Here is a 22,646-nt window from a genome sequence, read left to right on the forward strand (position 1 = left end):
CTTACTCCTTAGATGTTGGAGATTGGAGATTGGAGATTGGGAAGTTTCTTTTTTCTAGTTTTTACTTCCCAGTCCCCAGTTCTCAGCCTCCAGTCCCTTAACCCACACTTTATCTAAACCTCCACTAACTAAAGAACGCTGTTGATTGGTGTCTTGTTGTGGATAGTCTAAATGTTTGTGCATTCCGCGAGTCTCTTTCCTTGCTAGAGCGCTGTTATACATCCATCTTGCCGTTGCTACCATCGCTGCGGCTTCTCTTGCTCGGATGAGATTGCGATCGTTCACTGCAAGGCTAGTGCGGATTTCTTTCCAAAGGTCATCTAAGTTGTGTAGGGATTCTGTCAAGCCTTTTTCGGTGCGGAAATAATTGCGATCGTATGGGAAGACTTCGGCTTGAGTTGCCCGAATTGCTTCTTCCACGTTAAGAGTGTGTTTGCTTGTAGGATTGAATGCAATTTCGCCTATTGGTTCGGTGTCGCGAACTTTTGCTCGCTCTCCTAGTTGTTTGGCGTAGGATGCCGCAGACTGCCCTGCCCAATAACCGGAAGACAATGCCCAAGCTGCATTATGGCTACCGCCTCCTGTGAATCCTCCACAAACTAATTCTCTTGTTGCAGCATCTCCTGCTGCATACAATCCCGCAACAGATGTGGCACAGGTATTATCTATAATTCTGATTCCGCCAGTACCGCGCACGGTTCCTTCTAAACGGAGCGTGACGGGAAAGTGTTGGGTGAATGGATCGATACCCGCACGGTCAAATGGTAAGAAGAAGTTAGGCTGTGCTTTCCGCATAGCTGCCCTCATATCTTCTTCTGCTTTGTCCAATATGGCATACACTGGTTGTGTCAAAAGGGTTTGGGCAATAACGGAACGACCTCGTTGCGATCCCGCACCCGGAATTGGTGTGCCGTCTTCGTAAGTAAATGTTGCCCAGTTGTAAAATAGGGTTTTGGTAACGGAAGAAAAAGCGGGTGCGATCGCATAGGCATTAGAAAATTCCATACCTGACATTTGAGCACCCGCTTCGGCTGCCATGAGGTAGCCGTCCCCTGTCAAGACATTGCACCCGAGTGCTTTACTTAAAAAAGCACAGCCTCCAGTTGCAATGATGACCGCCCCAGCCCGAACCATCCATGTTTTACCAGACTGACGATGGACTCCGGTTGCTCCTGCAACTGTACCCTCAGAATCTACAAGCAGTTGCAAAGCTGGGCTATGATCTAAAATTGTTACCCCTGCCCGTTTGACTTGCTTTCGCATCAGTCGCATATACTCTGGACCCTGCAAAGAACGGCGGTAGGGTTTGCCCTCATCATCTGTAGGAAAGGGATAACCCCAGTCAGCAAGCAAGTTCACGTTGGTATAGGTTCGATCGAGAACCCGCTTCATCCAATCGCGGTTTGATAAATAGCCACCCAAAGCTTCGCGAGATGCCATAGCTGCTTCCCTTGCTTCTGGATCGGGCGGTACATACCACACACCATTTCCAGATGCAGCCGCACATCCACTTGTACCGCAATATCCTTTATCTACGAGAACAACATTCCCACCGGAAGTTGCTGCACTCCAAGCAGCCCAAGTGCCAGCAGGACCGCCTCCTATAACGAGTACATCTGCTTGTATGTTTGGGTCAAAATCGCCTGTAGATGAATGCTTCATAATAGGGATTCCTGATGATTGTTTGCTAGTCTTTGACCGCATGAATTGTGAGGGGCTGCCAGATACGCAACTCCATCAAAATTCATGTGACAAACCACTCGTGTAAGGATGAAAACCAGCAGCTTTCTAGCAAAAGCTGCCGATCGAGTTCGCATTGGCATCTATAAAATACGGTTAATTGGTAGATTTACCGCATTAACCTAATAGGAGAGTTTTGCATAGTTTCTTGGGAAAAGCAAGCAGTTTAAAAAAAAGATTACCCGTTATGGGGCAGGATTGGGATAACGAGTGTAAACGGCATTCAATTCTGCCAGTATCTCTTTATCTAGAGTTACATTAACGCTATCTATGTTCTCTTGAAGTTGTTCGAGAGTTGTTGCACCAACGATCGTACTGGTGACAAACCAACGGCTGATGACAAAGGCGATAGCTAATTGTGAGGGTTTGAGATTGTGACTGCGGGCAATTTCAACATAAGCCGTAACCGCTTCACTTACATTCGGCTTGAGATAGCGCTGTCCAAAGTTTTCAAAAAGAGTCAGTCGTGTCTTCTCCGGTTTATTGCCTTCTAAGTATTTGCCTGATAGTAAACCAAATCCTAAAGGGCTGTAAGCTAGCAAACCAACATTCTCGTAACGGCAAGCTTCTGCTAAAGCAGAATCAAACACCCGATTCAGTAAATTATAAGCGTTTTGAATGGCAACAACTTTGGGCAGCCCTAACTCTTTGGCAATCTGACTAAACTGAGCCACTCCCCAAGGAGTTTCATTACTTAAACCCAGGTAGCGGATTTTTCCCTCCTTAATGACATCAGCAAAAGCTGCTAGCTGTTCGGCGATGGGTACTGTCTCACGCTCAAAATGAGGGTTGTACTCTGTTTGTCCAAAGGTAGGAACGTAGCGATCGGGCCAGTGGATTTGGTACAAATCGATGTAATCTGTTTGCAATCGCTTGAGGCTGTCATCTACCGCTTGCTTGATGTTGTCGCTTTTTATGTTCGTCGCTCCTCCCCTTACCCAAGTTATGGGGCGACCGGGTCCGGCAATTTTTGTAGCAATAATCAGTCTATCCCGCTGTTGCTTTTTCAACCATTCACCGATAAAAGTTTCAGTTCGCCCTTGTGTTTCAGCACGGGGTGGTACTGGGTACATTTCTGCCGTGTCAATAAAGTTAATCCCTTGGCTAACGGCATAGTCTAGCTGTAGATGTGCGTCTTCAATGGTATTCTGCTGACCGTAGGTCATGGTTCCAAGACAAATTTCGGAAACCTTAAGGTCGCTCTCACCAAGCTGATTGTACTTCATACGTCAGACAAAGTTTTTTCCGATGGTTTTCTTATCTAAGACTTAAAAATACTACATCTTGACATTAAAATACTGCAAACCTACCAAAATATGCGTATTTACAAGAAAATCTTAAGATACTATCAGACTTAACTTCAACAAGCAACTTAAGTTTTCAAAAAGTCACTCATAAGGAATTGTAGCTAAAAATACTTAGTAACTACAGTTTTTATGAAATACTTGTATCTAGTAGAATCAAACATCATAAATTCGACTGTATTACCGTACTTTGTTTGAAAATAAAGTTTTTTACTCTAAAAACCCATAGTTTTTCAGCACTAGTCTTTTGAATTTTGAATTATTGACTTGACAAAAAAAGGATTAAGGATGAAAGGTAAAGGATGAACAAAAATCTGACAAAATAAATATGATTTCCCTCAATTTATTGAGGGAATAGCTTCATACTGTATACTTCATCCTGCATCCTGTAGTTGATTCAACTTGAAAGTAAATTTCTTCTGCAATGAACAAAATTGTTTGGAACTTACTGCTCGCTACTCCGGTTATTTTAAGTATCTTCTCAGCCACTCATACAAAAGCTGTTGCCCAGTCAACAGAAACAACAGAACAGACAAAAAAAAGTGAAGAAAGATTAAGTGAACCAGATACTTCATCAAGTTCTTTTTTGCTCAAACCTAAAGAAAAGAGTTTCTCACGAACACCATCAGTTTCTGAGTTGGAAAGTGGCTCTACACCAACTGTACAATCGCAAAGTTCTTCAGCAAAACAGAAAGGAAATTTGCCACAAACTACATCGGTTTCCCAACTTTCGGATGTACAACCAACTGATTGGGCTTTTGTCGCACTTCAATCGTTGGTTGAGCGTTATGGTTGTATTGTAGGCTATCCAGACAACACTTATCGTGGTAACCGCGCTCTTTCTCGTTATGAGTTTGCTGCAGGTCTTAATTCATGCTTGGATCAAATCAATCGCCTCATTGCCTCTTCTACAGCTGATTTGTTAACTAAAGAAGAGTTAGCTGCTTTAGAAAGATTAACTAAAGAGTTTGGACCGGAAATTGCTGAGTTACGAGGGCGAGTGGACGGTTTGGAACCTCGTGTTGCTGAAGTAGAAGCCAATCAATTTTCCACAACGACCAAATTGGTAGGTGATGCCGTCTTTGTACTGGCTGATGCCATCGGACCGCGAGCAAACAACACAGAACCGGATGATACTGACGATGACTCTAACACCATTTTTGGTTACCGCGCCAGACTGGGTTTACAAACTAGTTTTACCGGTAGAGACCAGTTAACAACAAGTTTAACGGCATATGGTATTCCTAACATGGGAGCTTCCACAGGAACTCAAATGACCCGTTTTACCTTAGATGGAGGGGCTAACTACCCAGATAATGACTTGTATGTTGATGCTCTGTATTATCGTTTCCCCATAGGCAGCAAGGCAACTGCTTGGGTAGGTACTCGGACACTCAATCCACCTGCTTATATGCCGACAGTTACAAACTTAACGGGTAGCGCTCTCAACGGTGCTTTTTCTCGATTTGGACAGTTTAACCCCACTGTTTACCGACCCGGTTTTGATGGTGCGGGGGTAGCATTTGCTTACCGATTTAGCGACCAACTGCAATTTCACGCAAGTTACATACTTGAGAACTTTCAATCTAATTTACCAACAAGAGGTTTAAGCAACAGCACGTCCCTCGCCATTGGTCAACTCACTTTCTCTCCCAGTCGCAAATTAGATGTTGCTTTGACTTATGCTCGCAAATACTATATTGCTCAATCTGGTTTTAACTTGACTGGAGGTACGGGAAGCGCCTTTGCCAGAAATCCTTTTCAGCAAAATGCTACAACATCTGATAATTTTGGGCTTCAATTCAACTGGAGAGCCACTCCTGGCTTTGCTCTGGGCGGTTGGTTTGGCTATACTCGCGCACACCAAGAAACAGGAGGTGATAGCGAAGCAACAATTCTCAATGGTGCGCTCACTCTTGGGTTCCCCGATTTATTTAAAGAAGGTAATTTAGGAGGATTTGTGATTGGTGTACCGCCCAAAGTGACAGATACTGACTATAGAGTAGCAGGACAGCGCAGAGAAGATCCAGATACTTCTTTACATATTGAGGCTTTCTATCGCTTCCGGTTAAATAGCAATATCAGTGTTACGCCCGTTGTTTATGTGATTACCAAACCAGAACATAATGATGCTAATGACCCAATTTGGGTAGGCGTTCTTCGTACCAGTTTTGCTTTTTAGCAAAAGTTTATGTTGCCAATTTGTTTTTTTTCTTAAAATACTACGGTAAATCAATCAATATAAAGTAAGCAATGTTTTTTGTAGGAGCAAAGTTGGGTGCTTGACCAAATTCTTCAAATCTTACTCAGTCAATGGAAAGCATTGACAAAACTCCGCTTCCAGAGGCGTGACAGAAGCCAGGGACTGTTGTCTGTCTTTTCCAAGCCATTTTTTGGAGCTTTTCTTGCTGGCTTATTTCTGAGCTTGTTATTTGCTGCATGTTCTGCCAATAATACTGCTGACACTTCTAACCCTACAGCCACATCTGTTGCTAACAGTGGTTCTACCAAAGCATCAGTCCTCAGATTTGGCTATCAAAAATCAGCAATTCTCATTAAAGCCAAGGGGGTTTTGGAAAAACGCCTGCAACCCGAAGGCGTATCTGTTGAGTGGATTGAATTTCCTGCGGGTCCGCAACTTCTAGAAGCCTTAAATGTTGGCAGTATTGATTTTGGTCATACAGGCGAATCACCACCAATTTTTGCCCAAGCGGCTGGTGCAGCACTGACATACATTGCAGGAATAGCCGCTAGCCCTCAAGGTTCGGCAATTCTTGTTCCGCAAAATTCTCCTATTAAAACATTAGCCGACCTAAAAGGCAAAAAAATCGCTTTTCAAAAAGGTTCTAGCGCTCACTATATGTTGTTGCAACTGCTAGAAAAAGCAAAATTGCAATACAGTGAGATTCAACCCGTGTATTTACCTCCAGCTGATGCTCGTGCTGCCTTTGTCAAGGGTAGTATAGATGCTTGGTCTATTTGGGACCCCTTTTATGCAGCTGCTGAAAAAAACGCGAATGCTCGTGTTTTGGTAGATGGTACGGGTGTCAACAAACAAGGCGGATATTATTTAGCCAGTCGCAAGTTTGCGGATGAAAACCAAGAAACGATCAAGGCAGTCTTAGAAGAAATCCAAAAATTGGAGGAATGGTCTGATAAAAATCGGGAGGCGGTGGCAGAAACTCTTTCACCCGTATTGGGGATTGATTTGGATACAATGAAACGAGCTACCAATCGAAAACGTTTTGGGGTTGTACCCATCACTGACGATCTGATTGCTACGCAACAGCAAGTTGCAGATACATTCTACAACTTGAAGTTGATACCGAAGAAGATAGATGTTAAAGAAGCTATGTTAAAACCAGAACAATACGCGTCACTGTCTCCTAAAACATAATTTGGGTAGTTTTTAGTAGTAATACTTACTAAGTAGGTGGTGTGAAAAATTGTCGTCATGACAAGGCAGATGGCAGAAGGGAAGAGGTTTTTAGGCTTCGTTATATAATTCGTTTTTTTGCGCCTCTCTACTTACATCCCGTTATTGGTGGGCATTGCCACCCTACTATTTGCCTGTCCTTTATTTAGGAGCGAGCAAGATACCCGATCGCAAGATATTTTGTATTTGAAAACCACCAACTACCAACCACTCACCACCAACCACTTATGACAAATCTAACCGAGTTATTACACCACCGCTATGGTGTTGATACCATTAATACAGATATTCCTTGGAACGAGACTATAGCAAATTTGCTTTCTCACCGTTCGATTCGTGCTTATCTTTCCGATTCTGTACCGCCCGGTACCCTGGAAACTTTGGTTGCTGCGGCTCAATCTGCCTCTACTTCCTCTAATCTTCAAACATGGAGTGTCGTAGCTGTAGAAGATGCACAACGCAAAGAAAAATTGTCACAACTGGCTAGAAATCAGGCTCATATTCGGCAATGTCCTCTATTTCTTGTTTGGCTAGCCGATCTAGCCCGTCTGGCTTACATTGCTGAGAGTCGCGGTTTGCCTCATGAGGGTTTGGATTATTTAGAAATGTTCCTGATGGCAGCCATAGATGCAGCACTAGCAGCCCAAAACGCAACTGTAGCTGCTGAGTCTCTGGGTTTGGGAACAGTGTATATTGGTGCATTGCGGAATCATCCTGAGGAAGTCGCTGAAGTTCTTAATTTGCCTCCTCATGTCTTTGCTGTATTTGGGTTGTGCGTGGGTTATCCAAATCCCGCTCAACCTGCTGCTATTAAACCACGTTTGTCCCAGTCAGCTATATTGCATCGGGAAACGTACAAGCTGGCAGAGCAAGATGAGGCGATCGCACAATATAATGAGGTCATGAAAGATTTTTACACCTCGCAACAGATGAGCGTTCCAGGCGACTGGTCGGAGCATTCTGTTAAGCGAGTGATTTCGGCTGAGTCTTTATCCGGACGCGATCGCTTGCGTGAAGCTTTGAAAACTTTAGGCTTCGAGCTGCGATAACGGTAGAGAATGGTTAGTGGTTAGTAGTTAGTTGTTAGCTGTAATCTTTTTAACAACAACTAACTATTAATCACTCACTAGTAAGTATGTATAAAAAAATGGATTTACAACTGAACGGTCAAATTGTTTTAGTAACAGCAGCAAGCAAAGGTTTGGGTAAAGCGACAGCGCGTCAATTTGCTCGTGAGGGAGCAAAAGTAGCTATTTGCGCCCGCAGCGAGTTAGTTGAAAAAGCGGCTGCTGAAATTGAAAACGAAACGGGTACAGAAGTCTTGGCCATACGTGCAGATTTGACTAAACCCGAAGATGTTGAACGGGTTATTGAGACTACTGTCACCAGATTTGGAGGTTTGGATATCCTTGTAACAAATACAGGCGGACCGCCATCGGGTAGTTTTGATGATGTCGATCTAACGGAATGGGAGACTTCTGTAAATTTGATTTTGTTAAGTGCAGTTCGACTGATTAAACTGGCATTACCTTATTTGCGTAAATCATTTACTCCGGCAATTCTTACCATCACTTCCTCTTCAACGAAACAGCCAGTTCAAAATCTAATTTTGTCGAATTCTATTCGCTTGTCTGTGATTGGTTTAACAAAAAGTTTAAGTCGAGAACTCGGGCTTGACAGAATCCGTGTTAATAGTATCTTACCTGGTTGGACTTATACAGAACGAGTTGAAGAATTGATAGCAGCCCGTACTGCAAGAAATGGAAAATCTCCCGCAGAAGAAATTGCGAATATCAATTCTACAGTGCCTTTAGGTCGTATGGGTAAACCCGAGGAGTTTGCTAACGTTGCTGTTTTCTTGTGTTCGCCTGCGGCTTCGTTTATCAATGGAGTGATGTTGCAAGTCGATGGGGGGCTTTGTCAATCTGTGCTTTAGCAAATGTCTGTTGTGAGGATATGAACCGCAAAGACGCAACAAAGGAAGCGTACTCTGAAGGAGTTGCCACAGGCTAGAGCGAGAAAAAGGAAGATCGGCGATATTCGTAGTGGGAAGTGAGAGATATTTTTCTTCTGACCCTCTTGACTCTCCAGTGTACTGGAGCATTCATGATGAAAGTAAGTTGTTAATGGGTGCTATTGAGAGTCAGGAGCAGTCTTATGGAGAATGCTATACTTAAGCTCCGGGGTATGAGTTGTGCCTCTTGTGCCAGAAGTGTTGAAAAAGCTATTAGTTCCGTTTCTGGTGTGGATGAATGCATTGTGAATTTTGGTGCAGAACAGGCAACAATAGAATACGATCCCGAAAAAACAGATTTACAAGTTATTCAAAATGCGGTAGCTGAGGCGGGTTACTCTGCTTATCCCCTACAGCAACAGAGCCCTTTGGCGGAAGATGATGTAGAAAAACGGGTGCGATCGCAAGAAATTCGAGTGTTAACGCGTAAAGTGGCGATCTCGGGTATCCTGAGTGCAGTGCTCGTCATTGGGTCAATACCAATGATGACAGGGCTACATATTCCATTGATTCCTACGTGGCTGCACAATCCCTGGTTGCAGTTGGTTGTAACATCTCCAATACTGTTTTGGTGCGGTGCATCGTTTTACGTCAATGCGTGGAAAGCTTTAAAACGTCGAGCCGCTACAATGGACACACTCGTAGCTTTAGGCACAACCACTGCATACGTTTATTCTCTTTTTCCCACCTTTTTTCCCAATTGGTTGACAGCCCAAGGTCTCAGCCCTGATGTCTACTATGAAGCCGCAGCAGTCATTATTTCACTGATTTTACTGGGAAGACTGTTAGAAACTCGTGCCAAAAGTCAAACCGGAGAAGCTATTCGTAAGTTAATTGGTCTGCAAGCCAAAACAGCACGTTTAATTCGCAGAGGACGCGAAATCGATATTCCAATTGAGGAAGTACAAGTTGGAGATGTTCTATTAGTCCGACCTGGTGAGAAAATCTCCGTAGATGGTCAAGTAGTAGAAGGCACATCCACTGTTGATGAAGCCATGATTACTGGGGAAAGTGTTCCCATTAAAAAACAACCAGGTGATGAAGTCATTGGTAGCACTATCAATAAAACTGGCAGTTTCAAATTTCAAGCCACACGAGTTGGAAAAGATACCGTACTGGCACAGATAGTCCAATTAGTACAGCAGGCTCAAGGTTCTAAAGCCCCAATTCAAAGACTCGCAGACCAAGTGACTGGATGGTTTGTACCTGTGGTGATAGCGATTGCACTGCTGACCTTTATCATTTGGTTTAACGTCACGGGTAACTTGAGCCTAGCACTGATAACAACAGTTGGGGTACTTATTATTGCCTGTCCGTGTGCTTTAGGTTTGGCTACGCCCACATCCGTCATAGTGGGCACTGGGAAAGGTGCGGAAAATGGTATTCTCATTAAAAGTGCCGAAAGTTTGGAACTTGCACACAAAATTCAAACTATCGTACTTGACAAAACTGGAACTATTACCCAAGGTAAACCCACAGTCACGGACTTTATAACGGTAAATGGAACAGCTAACAGTCATGAAATGAAATTGTTGCAACTTGCTGCATCTGTGGAACGTTATTCAGAACATCCCCTTGCAGACGCTGTTGTCAGATATGCCGAATCTCAAGAAGTACAGTTAGCCGCAGTCAAAGATTTGGAAGCAATTGCAGGTAGTGGCGTACAAGGTATAGTCTGTGACCATCTCGTACAACTTGGTACACAACGCTGGATGGAAGAATTGAGCATTCCAACCCAAGCCTTGCAACAAGATAAAGAACGTTTGGAATACTTGGGCAAAACAGCAGTTTGGATTGCAGTTGACGGACAAATGCAAGGATTGATGGGCATTTCAGATGCTATCAAACCCACTTCTGGTCAAGCAGTGAAAGCATTGCAAAAATTAGGTTTAGAAGTTGTGATGCTGACAGGTGACAACCGCCGGACTGCTGAATCTATTGCCCGTGAAGTTGGTATTAACCGTGTTTTCGCTGAAGTGCGTCCCGATCGAAAAGCTGCAGTCATTCAGTCTCTCCAAGCAGAAAGAAGGGGAAGAGGCGGAGAAAGGAAGAGGGCGGGAAAAGATTTACAATTATTCCCCGTTCCGCCACAGTCCCGTTCCATTGTTGCTATGGTTGGTGATGGAATCAACGATGCACCTGCATTAGCTCAAGCCGATGTGGGCATAGCGATCGGTACTGGGACAGATGTTGCAATTGCAGCAAGTGATATTACATTAATATCTGGGGATTTACTCTCAATTGTGACCGCAATTCAACTGAGCCGTGCCACAATTAATAATATTCGTCAAAATCTCTTCTTTGCTTTTATCTATAATGTAGCGGGGATTCCCATCGCTGCAGGAATTCTTTTCCCTATCTTTGGCTGGCTGCTTAACCCTATTGTTGCAGGTGCAGCAATGGCATTTAGTTCGGTGTCCGTTGTTACAAATGCTTTGCGTTTGCGGAATTTTCGAGCAAAACTTATTGTTTGAGGAACCCTTGCATGGCGCTGGCTTCTGTGTATCTCTATGATGAAAAACATCATCTACAGTTACACCTCAATTTTGTAGTTCAATTGATGCTCATCTCCGGGTAAACCTCGAAAGCCCCAATTATGCTTTGGTGTCTCAAAAATAGTCATCTCTAAATCTTGTGTTGAGATTCCAAGTACCTGAACTCGCTCAAACAATAGACGAATTAATTGCTTCTTTGTCTCAACACTCCGTCCCTCAATCATACTGAATTCAATAATGGTATACCGATCGGTACGACCTGCGGGGTAGAAAAAATCTGAAGCGTCAAGTGGGAAAAATCGATGTGCGCGTTTATCGGAGGGATACTGAAGCGCATCCATGACACAAGAATGAATGATATCAGAGAGTTGCGATTTGATTGGGTTAAGTCGCTCTCTTAATCCGTAAATTTTAGTTTGTACCATAACTTAATCTCCTGACAATCTCAAAGATCTTAATCTTAAATGCCAACAATACCTCCGCCAAAATAAAGAGGGCTTTCCGTAGTAGAGTTATTGTTTACCACAACTACAACTCAACACCGACAGAAAACCCATGCCAGATATATTAGCACTTTTGGAATGTTTGCAGCGATATACGGCAAGAACAACTCTAAGACGTTGGAGCGTCATCACATACGCGATTCTAGGGATGAGTGGAAGAATCACAATGCTCAAAAAGTTAAATAAGTTTTTATCATTGACTTACTTGGTTTTAGATGGTCATTTTGGGAATAATGGTGCTGTGGTGATGGCTTTTATGGTTAATGTTTCCCAGGTTTTGCTTTCTCACTTCCGTCGATTTAATCCCGATTTTAGCATTACAGACCTCAAAGCACTGTTCCGATATGCAAACCCACTGTCTACACGGTGTCCTGTTAGAGGTTGGGGTCAGAATTCCCAACAGAAGTGAACATAGCTGCCATCTGCCTTATTTAAGAGAAAAGTGTTGCGAGACCCGGTATAAGTTGAAATGTTCCACTTTTCATCATGATGGAAAACCCAAGCCAAATTAACACAAATGGAAAGATTTTTCGACCATATCTGGTTATAACTGGAGCCATCAGAGGATTGCGAGTCATGTTGTAAGAGAGGAAGCACCACACTCCAACAGTCAAGTAGCAAACACACACAATCACGCCCAGACTGGGAAGATCGCTAGTCGCAAACAACGGTACGTAAATGCCAATGTTGTTTCCTCCATTGGCAATGGTAACTGCTGAAACGCGGTAAGTTTGAGGATCGGTCAAAGTTGCTAATAATGATTTTTTCCGATGCCTAGATTTAACTGAATGACCAAAGTCAAAGGACACATCTTGTACAGCCTCTACTCCATCTTCTCGACTCATCAGATTACTGATACCAATTATAATTGGGAGGATACCAAGCAATCCAATCCAAGCTTCTGGAATAACTAAACCACCCAAGAAACCGGGGAGACTGGCAATCACTAATAGAGTGAATCCAACAAATTCACCAAGAATAACGTGCTTGGGACGAAAGATCTGGTTGACTTTTCCAAAGAAAGCCGTCAAGTATATGTTGTCATCAAAGGTAGTTGCAAAAGCAACAGAAATCCCTGTAATTAATGTACCAATTAGCCAATTCATAAGCGTTGTTACAATGATTCAAAGTTGCTTGTAGTCTTTCTCTATTTCCAGAAGTGAGCGCGATTCAGGAGAGAGTTCAATTGTTGATCTTTAGTGTGTAGCGCTTGTCATATTAAGTTTTCTGTCCAATAAAAGCAATCATTATTATCTTTGAAAAAGATAAAAAAAATTTATGGAAAACTCTTCGTGAAAAGAGTTAACTCTTTGTGCTTGAGGGGAAAGTTCGGCTTCATGAGAGAATTATTAACAACTTGGTTGGATACAGCTAAGTACAGACCGATAAGAACTCCTGTAAAACCCAAGCAGTTAGAGAAACTTAATCTTTCAGAAAAGATGGCTAGAGCATAAACACTACCTAATACCGGAGCTAATAGACGTACCAAGGACACAATTACAGAAGAAAACCTAGCAAGGCTGTAAGTTATAAGTCCTTGTCCTACAACTTGACAGAGAAATGCTAAAGAAGTAACGCAAAGCCAGCCATTAACTGAAGACGGAAAAAGCCCATCTTGAGTTACCAAAAGTATGGGGAAAATAGTTAATGAAGCGATCGCACAAATCCACAGTTGAATTGTCATCGGGTCAAATTTAGACCGTAATTTTTCTACTGTTAATAAATATGCGGTTAACAAAATTGCGGAACCAATTGCTGCTAAGCCTCCTTGGAATTGACTCGGAGCAATATGTAGTTCCTCAACTTCAATCATAATTGCTCCCCCGATAGCAATGACCATTCCAATGAAAAATGGGCGGTCAAAATTCTGACGAAACAACAGACAAGCTGTTACGGTAGTAAAGATAGGGGCTAAATTGTGTAAGATAACAGAGATAGCCACACTTGTTTGAGTGAGGGACCAGGCAAACAAACTTAAAGTGGCAGCCCAAAAAATTCCAGCACATAGGAGTAGCAATAGATCGTGACTCGTATAAGACTGATGTTTTACAGGTTGCGCTATCTCCTTCTATTGCTGAGCTTTTGCTTCTTGGTTCGACTTGAATTTATCAGTTCTACTCTGGCGAAAATTTGTTTTTTTGGTTAATTTTTACTTTAGGGCTTCCCAGTCAACTCAATCAAATATTATTTTGTATCGATATAATAATTTAAAGTTATTCCTAATGTTAACCCCGAATTTTGCTTATTAACTTGGGGACCCCTAAGCCCCCGTTGAGCAAACTTGCCCAACGGGCACGCTACGCGAACGGAAGTACGCAGAGGTAAGAGGAGAGAGGCTTGGGGTGAGGTCTGTTGAACTCAGGTTAACTTTAAGAGGGATGGGGAATTCCACCAAATCAGTTAAAATTCTAGATTGCTTTGGGAGAATCTTTATGTCATCTGAAGAGGTTTTCGTCTTTCGCGCATCTTTCGCCCAACAACGGCTCTGGTTTCTCGACCAGTTGATACCGGGCAATACTATTTATAATGTGCCAACTGCTATTCGTTTGACAGGTTTGCTGAATTGCACTGCTTTGCAGCAGGCTTTGCAGGAAATTGTTTGCCGTCACGAAACTTTACGCACTAGGTTTGGGATACTGGAGGGGGAGGCTGTACAGCTGATTTCACCTTCTTTATGTGTCCCTCTTTCTACACTGAATCTGGAGCAGTTGCCAACAGAGAAACGAGAGATAGAAGCAAAGCTGATTGTCACCTCAGAAATAGAATGCCCTTTTGACTTATCCCAAGGACCCCTACTGCGAGTGAAATTGCTTGTGCTTTCTGAAACGGAGCATATTTTATTGTTGAATATGCACCACATTATTTGTGATGATTGGTCGATTGGAGTATTTATTCGAGAACTGGGAACGCTCTATCAAGACATTGTATGCAATGTTTCTACATCATCTTTGCCGGAACTTCCCCTACAATATGCGGATTTTGCCTGCTGGCAACGGGAATGGTTGCATGGAGAAGGGACAAACGGTTATTCACCACTGCAAACTCAGTTAGAGTACTGGCGACAGCAATTGAAGGGTGTTTCCATGTTGCATCTGCCGACAGATCGACCGAGAGAGACTGTACAATCCTATAAAGGAGAAACGCAATTTTTAGAGATATCGCAGCAGTTGGCTGACGAACTCCAAATTCTTTCACAGCAAGCGGGTGTCACTTTATTTATGACACTTCTGGCTGCATTTCAGATGTTGCTTTACCGCTACACCTATCAAGAAGATATTGTGGTGGGTTCACCAATTGCCAATCGAAACCGCAGTGAAGTTGAAGGGCTTATCGGTTTTTTTGTGAATAGTCTGGTACTTAGAACTGACTTATCTGGAAACCCAACTTTTCGAGAGTTGCTAGCTAGGGTGAGAGAAGTGACACTGGGTGCGTACAGCCACCAAGATTTGCCTTTTGAGAAACTCGTTGAAGAATTGCATCCCGATCGCAACTTAAGCCATCACCCACTTTTTCAAGTGGTTTTTGGTTTTGAAAATGCACCAATGTCAGCCCTGGAATTACCTGGATTGGTGCCTAGTTTTATGAATATTGATTTTAAAACAACACGTTTTGATTTAGAGTTACATCTCTGGAAATGTTCCCAAGATTTTAGAAGTTTATGGGGTGGGAATTGGGAACACTCTGATGGAATTCGAGGTGTCATCGTATTTAACACTGATTTATTTAAGAAGAACACTATAATTCGTTTTTTGAAACATTTTAAAACTCTTTTAAAAAGTCTTGTGCATCATCCAGAACAATGCATTACAGAAATACCTATTCTCAGTGAAGCTGAACGACACCAGATATTAGTAGAATGGAATAATACTTATATTGAGTATCCTGATGATAAGTGCATTCATCAATTGTTTGAGGATTGGGTTCAAAAAAGTCCCGATGCTATTGCATTAGTATTTGGAGATGTAGAGACGACATACAGGGAATTAAATCAACGCAGCAATCAACTCGCACATTACCTACAACAACGGGGTGTGGGTATAGAAGTTTTAGTAGGGATTTGTGTAGAACGATCTGTAGACGCAATTGTCGGTTTGTTAGCAATTTTGAAAGCAGGGGGAGTTTATGTACCTTTAGACCCTAACTATCCGCAAGAACGTCTCAATTTTATCCTAGAAGATGCAGGAGTTTCCATACTGCTGGTGCAAGAAAATACAAGCAAGCAATTTATGGATTTTTCTCAGCAAATCATTTATCTAGATAAAGATTGGGATAAAGTCTCGCAGGAAAGCACAGATAACCCCAAAATTAAAATTGATAGTGCTTGCTTGGCTTATGCGATTTACACTTCCGGCTCTACAGGTAAACCCAAAGGAGTTGCAGTAACTCACAAAGCTGTCAATCGACTTGTTTGTAACACAAATTATATAACAATAAAGACAATAGATAAAGTAGCTCAAGCATCAACTATGTCCTTTGATGCAGCTACCTTTGAAATTTGGGGAGCATTATTGAACGGGGCTCAACTTGTTTCAATCGACAAACAAACTCTTCTATCATCACGTGAATTTAAAAGACAACTCCAAGAAAAAGAAATTAGTATTTTATTTTTAACGACAGCTTTATTTCAACAAATTGCTAGAGACAACCCACAAGCTTTTGCTTCATTGCGATGTTTGTTATTTGGTGGAGAAACCGTTGATGTCAGATGGGTTGAGAAGGTTTTAAAACAAGGTTCACCCCATCAATTGATCCATGTTTACGGTCCTACAGAGGGGACAACATTTTCTTCTTATTATAATGTAAAAGAATTTCCAGAAACAACTGCTTCTCTACCCATCGGTCGTCCGATCGCAAACACGCAAATATATATTTTAGATACTCGTTTACAACCCGTACCTATTGGTGTTTCGGGTGAGTTATACATTAGCGGTGATGGGTTAGCGCGTGGTTACCTCAAACGCCCGAATCTAACTGCTGAACGCTTTATTCCCAATCCTTTTAAGAATTACGACCAATCTCGCACACCCAAGCAAAAAAATCCCTCTTCCCGAACCCCTATTTTCAAAACAGGTGACTTAGCCCGATATTTACCAGATGGGAATATTGAATTTTTAGGACGTATTGACAATCAAGTGAAAATTCGCGGTTTTCGGATTGAGTTGGGAGAGATTGAAGCTGTTTTAAAACAGCATCCCGGCGTCAGAGACAGTGTAGCGATCGTGCGGGAAGAAGTGAGGGGTGAGAAAGACTTAGTGGCTTATATCATAACCGATAATCAGTATATAGATATTGCCAACCATCCAAAATCCACAGTCTACAATTCACAACTCCACGAACTCCGTCAATTCTTAAAACAAAAGTTGCCACAATACATGGTACCCAAAGCTTGTATTGTATTAGAATCTTTTCCACTAACACCAAATGGCAAAGTGGATCGCAATGCTTTACCTGCACCAAATCAATTGATATTTGATAGAGACGAAGATTATCTAGCGCCAAGGACACCAGTTGAAGAAGTACTAGCAGACATTTGGAATCAGCTTTTAGGGACAGAGAACTTGGGGGTGTGCGATAATTTCTTTGAATTGGGCGGACACTCTTTACTCGCAACTCAGTTAGTTTCTCGAATACGCGATGTCTTGAATGTTGATGTGTCTGTACGTCATTTATTTGAAGCACCAACTGTTGCAGAACTGGCAAAATATATTGAAACTATGCGTTGGGCGATCGCAGGTTCAGATAAAGTAACTACTAGTGAGGGTCGGGAAGAAATCGAATTTTGAACAATGTGGCTCGAGTGTACCAGAGTTGTTTGTCAATTACCCAACAGTTTTGGTAGGGGTGTAAGGTATTGTGCGCCCTTACACCTTTTCCTTAAGCTGGAGAGTGCAATAGCTGTGTTGGCATACAAAGCAGAGATCGCCTTTGAGAAAAACTTTGCGATTTGCTGAATGTACAAGTCATCCTTCTTAGTTTCTTGAATTTTTTTACCAATATTATTGGTAAAAAGAGGCTTATCTTGGTACGATTTTACCAATCGCAAATTCTTTATTAAGTTTTTCCATGAAAAGAAGACAACTTTTTGCCTTCATTAGATTAGCCGTTGCTAGTTTACTCCTGGTAAGTGGCTTGCGATGGTTCGATCCATCTCCTGCGATCGCACAATCTAACGCCAACCTACTTATATCTGCTGCTGCTAGCTTGAAAGATACGCTAGAGGAAGTCAACGATGAGATAGAGATAGAAATTGCACCGGGAGTAGCGGTAACTGCGATTATCACAAAAACTTCAGTAGAGAAGCTAGGACTTCAAGAAGGAAAACAAGCTTACGCTATTATTAAAGCTTCAGATGTGATTGTTTCCGTTGATTAGGTAATTTTTTTACTGTCAAGCTTGGCGACTGAAGTGGAACTCTGGCTATCGAGCGTTGGAGTTCCTCACACGTAAAACTTACAGTGTAGCTAGCAAATCCCAATGCAGCAGTAGCTGCTGAAGCGGTTTTGGCTAAGAGAAACATCCAGCCTGCTGTGAAACAAAACCAAGGATTCAGGTATTTGTAGCCATATTCGTAAAGATCCTTGTCGTCCATATGATAACTTAAAAAGTTGGTAAAATTGTGGTAAGGTTGGTAGAGTTCTCAAAACAAAGCACGGCATAGGATGCGTCTTCTTATAGGCATAGACGATACTGATAATTTGACAAGTATTGGAACTGGCAAATTGGTCAGAATGTTGGGTCTAGAGCTAGTTGCTCGAGAATTAGCCCAAGTCATTGGAACAACTCGCCACCAGCTTTTAGTTAGCCCTGAAATTCCTTTTACTTCCCACAATAGTTCAGCCTGCATGATGGTAGAGACTGATACAGACAAAGTTGACAAGTTGACTGGCTATTGCCGGGAATTTCTTCTTAAAAACAGTGCAAGTGGATCGGATGCTGGGTTGTGTTTGGCTCCCTGGAATAGGGTTAACCTTACAGTGCAGACGTTTGGCAAACTGGCAAAAGAAAAAGTCCTGACTCAGAAGGAAGCAATTGCAGTGGCTCAAGAAGCAGGGCTTTTTTTGGAAGGTTTGACAGGTACTAAAGGCGGAATCATTGGAGCACTTGCTGGAGTAGGTTTGCGAAAAACTGGAAACGATGGGCGATTTATTTGGTTACCTGGTTTATACGAACTAGAAGGCATATATACTGCTCGTCAACTTTATCAAAATGTCGTTGGTGTCGATCGCATTCAAGATTTGACAGGGGAGTTAATACCCGAAGGGATGCGAATACAAGTCAACAGTTGGCCTCGTCCGGTGCTACTCAACGGTCAAATTATCATGCTGGTGGCTCAAGCCACTGATGAAGCTCGCGAAGTAAAACAGGAAGACTATGAATACCAAATGGCTCCCAAAAACATCGTTCGTCAATATTAAGCGTCTGGGTAAAGTCAACTGGCTAAAAGTTATCGGTCTGTTGGGAATAGGCTTTTTCATTGCCTTTTTGCAGGCAAATCTGCGCGTACCACTGAGATTACCCGGTTGGCGCGGGCTGACTTGGTTAACACCTCTTGTCGCGACTCGTTTGTCAACTTCTTTCTTTGGTGCTGCATCTGTTACCAGCCTTAGCGCAACAGGCTTTTCGCTCCTCCTCGGAGTCAGACACAATCCTTTTGATTGGTTTTTGTATCTTGTGGTGGGAGAATTATTAGATTTGGCGTACCACTTCAACAAACAACGGCGACAAAAAATTTGGTTTTGGGCGATCGCTGCGGGGCTTGTCCACCTTATTAAACCTTTATCTCAGACGATCGTAAGTGCTGGTGGAGGTTGGCGGTATGGAGCACTATTTGTTGCTGGTCCGTTTTACCCTCTGATGACACATTTGGTATTTGGTGCGATCGCTGGGTTTCTAGGTGCAGCAACAGTATTTTGGGTCAAACGGCTGCATCGTTCTCAATCGCAATAAGTTACTGTTCCTACAAAATTGGTAACCTAGGGTCTAAAACTCTAGGGAAAGAGTTCCTAAAACAGTAAACGGTGCGCCAGGAAAGATTTGCGTTCTACTTTGAGCAGATTCAAAGTATTGAATGTCAAATAAATTCTTGATATTGAGTGCTACTCTCACATTCTCCTTCTTATAGTAAATAGCAGCGTCAACGCGAGCATAATCAGACAACGTAAAGCTGTTGTTTAGATCGCCAGGGCGGGAGCTGGCAAAAAACACGCCAGCACCAAAACCCAATCCTTGCAAATCTCCTTTTAGGAGCTGATAGGTTGTCCAGAAACTAAAGCTGTTTCGCGGAACACTTGCAAGACTGTTTCCTTCAGGAAAAGTGTTATCCTCTGTGAGGATAGCATCGGTGTATGCATAAGATGCAATCGCATTCCATCCGGGCAAAATCTCACCTATTAAATTTAACTCTACACCGCGACTGCGTTGTTCTCCTGTCTGGAGCGAGAAGTTTGGACGTTGGGGATCGACTGTTAATACATTTGTTTTGGTAATTTGATAAAAGGCAATATTGGAAGTCAGGCGACCATTAAGCCAATCTGCTTTGACTCCGACTTCATATTGTGTTCCTCGTTCTGGTTTAAATGATTCCCCTTCAAAAGTGCTACCAGATTGGGGGACAAAGGAGCGGCTGTAATTAGCATATAGTGAAATGAGTTGAGTTGGCTGATAAACTATGCCGAGCCTGGGGCTAAATGCTTCGCTGTAGGTGCTTGTTTTTCTCCTAAGGAGATTGTCCTGAAGATCGAAATCTACAAAATCAAAGCGCCCACCCAATAAGAATTTAAAGTTATTAGCTAAAGCTATCTCATCTTGTAAATAAACCCCAAAAAGGTTTGTCTCTTCATTGCGATCTATGGTTCTTGTTCTTCGACTAATAGGAAAGCGGTAGACAGGGTTAAAAATATCGATCGAACCTGCTGTTGCATTGTCTGTGTCAACATCTCTAGCTTCATTACCATAGTCAAACCCTATAAGTGTTGTATGTCCGATCGATCCTGTCGAAAATTTACCAATTATGTTTGTTTGAAAGGTATTTGTACTAAAGAACTGCTCGCTATCTTGTAATTGCAAGTTTAATGTTCGATTATCTCTTTGTAAGGCATTATTACCTCGTGCTTGAATGGCAGAGAAATATTGATCGCTTGTTGTCGTCCGAAAAACACTATTCAAAGACCAATTTTCACTAAAGCGATGGTCTAGAAATACATAACCCCTTTGCTGATAAACATCATTTTTGCGATTGGGATCGCCAAGGAAGCGACTGATAGGAATATCTGCTACACGATTGCCAACAGCGACCAAGCCGAAATCAACAGGACGGCTATCTTCTAAATATTCATAAAAGAGACTGAGTGTTGTGTTTGGAGCAATATTAAAAGAAATTTTGGGTGCAACAAAGAAGCGTTCTGATTCCACTCCAGAGCGAAAACTCCCACTATTCTCATAAGCAAGGTTTAAACGATACCGAGAATCAATGGTGCGATCGAGAGGTCCGGATAAGTCAAGATTGGCTCGATAAAAATCATAATTTCCTGCAATAAAATCTGCTGCATAATAAGGCATGGAAAGGGGTTTTTTACTTACTAAATTGACAATTCCCCCTGGTTCCGCCTGTCCGTACAGTACAGCAGATGGACCTTTGAGAATTTCGACGCGCTCAATATTGGAAAATTCTGTATAAACTCGATTGGCGTTGTTCCCTTCATTCAATCCATCTCGAAACTGGTCAGCTGTGAAACCCCGAGTTAAAAGGGAAAATTCATTGCGTGCGCCTCCCCTACCAGAGAGAGCAAATCCACTCACATTCCGAACGGCTTCATAAACAGTCAAGGCTTGTTGGTCTTGAATCACTTGCTGTGGAACAACCTGCACTGAAAAAGGAAGGTCCCGTAATGGAGTTCCTGTTTTGTTAACGGTGGCAAAGTCAGGAGCATTGTAACCTGACGGATTTCCCATGACATCTAATTCAATATCGGGCTTTCCTGGAGAAAGAGTTAAGTTGAATAGCAATCCATTAGCATTTGCAGTAACTTGTGCTTCTGGTAAAGCAGTTTCTCCGGTCACGCTGATTTGGATAGTGGAAGTATTGATTTGGGTAACAGTAATAACTTTTATACCCTGTGTAGGGTTCTTTACTCGAAGGTCTTGAGGATCTTCTAGCGCTAAAACAGCATTGGGAAGATTAGCTATGAAAGTATTACCTTCAGTTTTTGTAAAAGGCTGTTGTAATGTTCCTGTTGGTGTTTCCAATACAATTTCAACACCAGTGGAGGTTGGGTTAATCTTAACTCCTGTCACTTGTACAACAGTTGTATCGTTCGAGTTTTGAAGCAATAGAGAAGCGTTTGTAACTGCGGGCTTTAAGCCACTAAAGCTAGAAATTTTTTCCTCAATCGCGTGCGTGTGTTTTTTCGATTCTAATGATACACCTTGTACCCCATTTGATACGGCTCGAGCTGGTGCTGACTCTACAAGTACTGTCAGCGTAGTGCTCGTAAGGGTTAATAACCCAAGTAACTCAATTGTCTTCAAGATTCTGCCTCACACCAAAAATTAGATTGAACGCACTTTACCCAGAGATGCTGATAGAAATGCGCTCAAGATACTGTTAAATGTCTCTAAGAGGATGTTTTAAAAGTCCTCTTGTTGGTAGCAAAACGTTTAGCTCCCCCAATTTATTGGAGGACTTTAAGAGGTCTTTTCCACCTTAAAAAGGGGACTAGGGGGAGCGATAGGTGCTTAAAAACACAGCAAACCACTTTTCAAACAACCTCTAAAGAACTTTCAAATCAAGTAAGTCCCACTGGATTGAGTCATTTGGTTTAATTCCTTGTGTTGTCGCCTAATATACGTCGGTATTTTTCTACGCTTTTATAACTTACCAGCAAAGTTGGTGAAAATCAAGCCGAATAGAATTACCAATATTATTGGTAAAATGATGTAATTGATACAGTTTTGTGAAACTCATTCAGTTTTGATAATGTTTAAGGGGCTGTTATGTCTTCCGTTGAGATATACCAACCAAAATTTTCTTCTGTTGACTTTAGGCTTGGTAGACACTCTGCATTAACGAAAACAGGTTGGTAGTTAGTGGTTGGTATTTATGAGTCGCATCTAACTAACCGCTAACAATTAGCGTTCTTACAATTCTTGACTTAC

At 42.3% G+C, this 22,646-nt stretch carries 16 protein-coding genes; 10 read left to right on the forward strand and 6 right to left on the reverse strand.

The features are described from left to right. Window positions 1–54: 54 nt before the first annotated feature. Window positions 55–1,662, reverse strand: a complete 1,608-nt coding sequence (locus HC643_RS33860; RefSeq protein WP_050046559.1) for an FAD-dependent oxidoreductase — start codon at window positions 1,660–1,662, stop codon at window positions 55–57. A gap of 263 nt (window positions 1,663–1,925) precedes the next feature. Next, on the reverse strand, window positions 1,926–2,966 hold the full coding sequence (locus tag HC643_RS33870; protein WP_038082336.1) for an NADP(H)-dependent aldo-keto reductase: 1,041 nt from the start codon (window positions 2,964–2,966) through the stop codon (window positions 1,926–1,928). A gap of 502 nt (window positions 2,967–3,468) precedes the next feature. Between HC643_RS33870 and HC643_RS33875 the strand changes: the two genes are divergently transcribed. The 5 genes from HC643_RS33875 (at window position 3,469) to HC643_RS33895 (ending at window position 10,968) form a co-directional block, all read left to right on the forward strand. Further along, window positions 3,469–5,226: an iron uptake porin gene (locus HC643_RS33875; RefSeq protein WP_038082332.1), complete on the forward strand. Its 1,758-nt coding sequence runs from the start codon at window positions 3,469–3,471 to the stop codon at window positions 5,224–5,226. Between the two features lie 96 nt (window positions 5,227–5,322). Then, a complete protein-coding gene (locus tag HC643_RS33880) occupies window positions 5,323–6,441 on the forward strand; it encodes a sulfonate ABC transporter substrate-binding protein (RefSeq protein WP_038082331.1) in 1,119 nt (372 codons plus the stop codon). A 266-nt stretch (window positions 6,442–6,707) separates the two neighbouring features. Continuing rightward, the gene (locus tag HC643_RS33885) at window positions 6,708–7,529 is read left to right on the forward strand and encodes an NADPH-dependent oxidoreductase (protein ID WP_038082329.1); all 822 of its coding nucleotides are present in this window, start codon (window positions 6,708–6,710) and stop codon (window positions 7,527–7,529) included. Between the two features lie 86 nt (window positions 7,530–7,615). Beyond that, window positions 7,616–8,416 (forward strand): SDR family oxidoreductase, encoded by an 801-nt coding sequence (locus tag HC643_RS33890; RefSeq protein ID WP_237266007.1) that lies wholly within the window; start codon window positions 7,616–7,618, stop codon window positions 8,414–8,416. Between the two features lie 221 nt (window positions 8,417–8,637). Then, on the forward strand, window positions 8,638–10,968 hold the full coding sequence (locus HC643_RS33895; RefSeq protein ID WP_038082328.1) for a heavy metal translocating P-type ATPase: 2,331 nt from the start codon (window positions 8,638–8,640) through the stop codon (window positions 10,966–10,968). 59 nt (window positions 10,969–11,027) lie between these two features. Here HC643_RS33895 and HC643_RS33900 read toward each other — a convergent pair whose 3' ends face one another. Continuing rightward, window positions 11,028–11,414 carry a tautomerase family protein gene (locus HC643_RS33900; RefSeq protein WP_038082327.1) on the reverse strand — a complete coding sequence of 129 codons (387 nt, stop codon included), beginning with the start codon at window positions 11,412–11,414 and terminating at the stop codon, window positions 11,028–11,030. Between the two features lie 130 nt (window positions 11,415–11,544). Here HC643_RS33900 and HC643_RS33905 point away from each other — a divergent pair, with 130 nt between their 5' ends. Beyond that, entirely contained in the window at window positions 11,545–11,901 is a 357-nt protein-coding gene (locus tag HC643_RS33905; RefSeq protein WP_038082326.1) for a hypothetical protein, read from the forward strand. 22 nt (window positions 11,902–11,923) lie between these two features. Here the strand turns inward: HC643_RS33905 and HC643_RS33910 are convergent, their stop codons facing one another. Beyond that, window positions 11,924–12,598: a cadmium resistance transporter gene (locus tag HC643_RS33910; protein ID WP_038082325.1), complete on the reverse strand. Its 675-nt coding sequence runs from the start codon at window positions 12,596–12,598 to the stop codon at window positions 11,924–11,926. Between the two features lie 170 nt (window positions 12,599–12,768). After that, window positions 12,769–13,554 (reverse strand): DMT family transporter, encoded by a 786-nt coding sequence (locus HC643_RS33915; RefSeq protein WP_082051861.1) that lies wholly within the window; start codon window positions 13,552–13,554, stop codon window positions 12,769–12,771. Window positions 13,555–13,924: 370 nt separating this feature from the next. Here HC643_RS33915 and HC643_RS33920 point away from each other — a divergent pair, with 370 nt between their 5' ends. From HC643_RS33920 to HC643_RS33935, 4 genes are all read left to right on the forward strand, one after another. Continuing rightward, window positions 13,925–17,275, forward strand: coding sequence for a non-ribosomal peptide synthetase (locus HC643_RS33920; protein WP_082051860.1), 3,351 nt, complete (start codon window positions 13,925–13,927; stop codon window positions 17,273–17,275). A gap of 400 nt (window positions 17,276–17,675) precedes the next feature. Further along, window positions 17,676–17,864: a TOBE domain-containing protein gene (locus tag HC643_RS33925; protein ID WP_408019773.1), complete on the forward strand. Its 189-nt coding sequence runs from the start codon at window positions 17,676–17,678 to the stop codon at window positions 17,862–17,864. A gap of 287 nt (window positions 17,865–18,151) precedes the next feature. After that, a complete protein-coding gene (locus HC643_RS33930; RefSeq protein WP_050046555.1) occupies window positions 18,152–18,907 on the forward strand; it encodes a hypothetical protein in 756 nt (251 codons plus the stop codon). Next, window positions 18,864–19,439, forward strand: coding sequence for a hypothetical protein (locus HC643_RS33935; RefSeq protein ID WP_038082323.1), 576 nt, complete (start codon window positions 18,864–18,866; stop codon window positions 19,437–19,439). Before HC643_RS33930 ends, HC643_RS33935 begins: the two co-directional genes overlap by 44 nt. 33 nt (window positions 19,440–19,472) lie before the next feature. Here HC643_RS33935 and HC643_RS33940 read toward each other — a convergent pair whose 3' ends face one another. Then, window positions 19,473–22,019, reverse strand: a complete 2,547-nt coding sequence (locus tag HC643_RS33940; protein WP_050046554.1) for a TonB-dependent siderophore receptor — start codon at window positions 22,017–22,019, stop codon at window positions 19,473–19,475. Window positions 22,020–22,646: the final 627 nt, after the last annotated feature.

This window comes from Tolypothrix bouteillei VB521301 (assembly GCF_000760695.4).
In the GTDB taxonomy this organism is placed as follows: domain Bacteria; phylum Cyanobacteriota; class Cyanobacteriia; order Cyanobacteriales; family Nostocaceae; genus Scytonema; species Scytonema bouteillei_A.

Excerpts from the sequence above, each read along its gene's own strand:
- HC643_RS33860 (WP_050046559.1), bottom strand. The coding sequence starts at position 1,662 with ATGAAGCATTCATCTACAGGCGATTTTGACCCAAACATACAAGCAGAT.
- HC643_RS33870 (WP_038082336.1), bottom strand. The coding sequence starts at position 2,966 with ATGAAGTACAATCAGCTTGGTGAGAGCGACCTTAAGGTTTCCGAAATT.
- HC643_RS33875 (WP_038082332.1), top strand. The coding sequence starts at position 3,469 with ATGAACAAAATTGTTTGGAACTTACTGCTCGCTACTCCGGTTATTTTA.
- HC643_RS33885 (WP_038082329.1), top strand. The coding sequence starts at position 6,708 with ATGACAAATCTAACCGAGTTATTACACCACCGCTATGGTGTTGATACC.
- HC643_RS33890 (WP_237266007.1), top strand. The coding sequence starts at position 7,616 with ATGTATAAAAAAATGGATTTACAACTGAACGGTCAAATTGTTTTAGTA.
- HC643_RS33895 (WP_038082328.1), top strand. The coding sequence starts at position 8,638 with ATGGAGAATGCTATACTTAAGCTCCGGGGTATGAGTTGTGCCTCTTGT.
- HC643_RS33900 (WP_038082327.1), bottom strand. The coding sequence starts at position 11,414 with ATGGTACAAACTAAAATTTACGGATTAAGAGAGCGACTTAACCCAATC.
- HC643_RS33905 (WP_038082326.1), top strand. The coding sequence starts at position 11,545 with ATGCCAGATATATTAGCACTTTTGGAATGTTTGCAGCGATATACGGCA.
- HC643_RS33910 (WP_038082325.1), bottom strand. The coding sequence starts at position 12,598 with ATGAATTGGCTAATTGGTACATTAATTACAGGGATTTCTGTTGCTTTT.
- HC643_RS33920 (WP_082051860.1), top strand. The coding sequence starts at position 13,925 with ATGTCATCTGAAGAGGTTTTCGTCTTTCGCGCATCTTTCGCCCAACAA.
- HC643_RS33930 (WP_050046555.1), top strand. The coding sequence starts at position 18,152 with ATGCGTCTTCTTATAGGCATAGACGATACTGATAATTTGACAAGTATT.
- HC643_RS33935 (WP_038082323.1), top strand. The coding sequence starts at position 18,864 with ATGAATACCAAATGGCTCCCAAAAACATCGTTCGTCAATATTAAGCGT.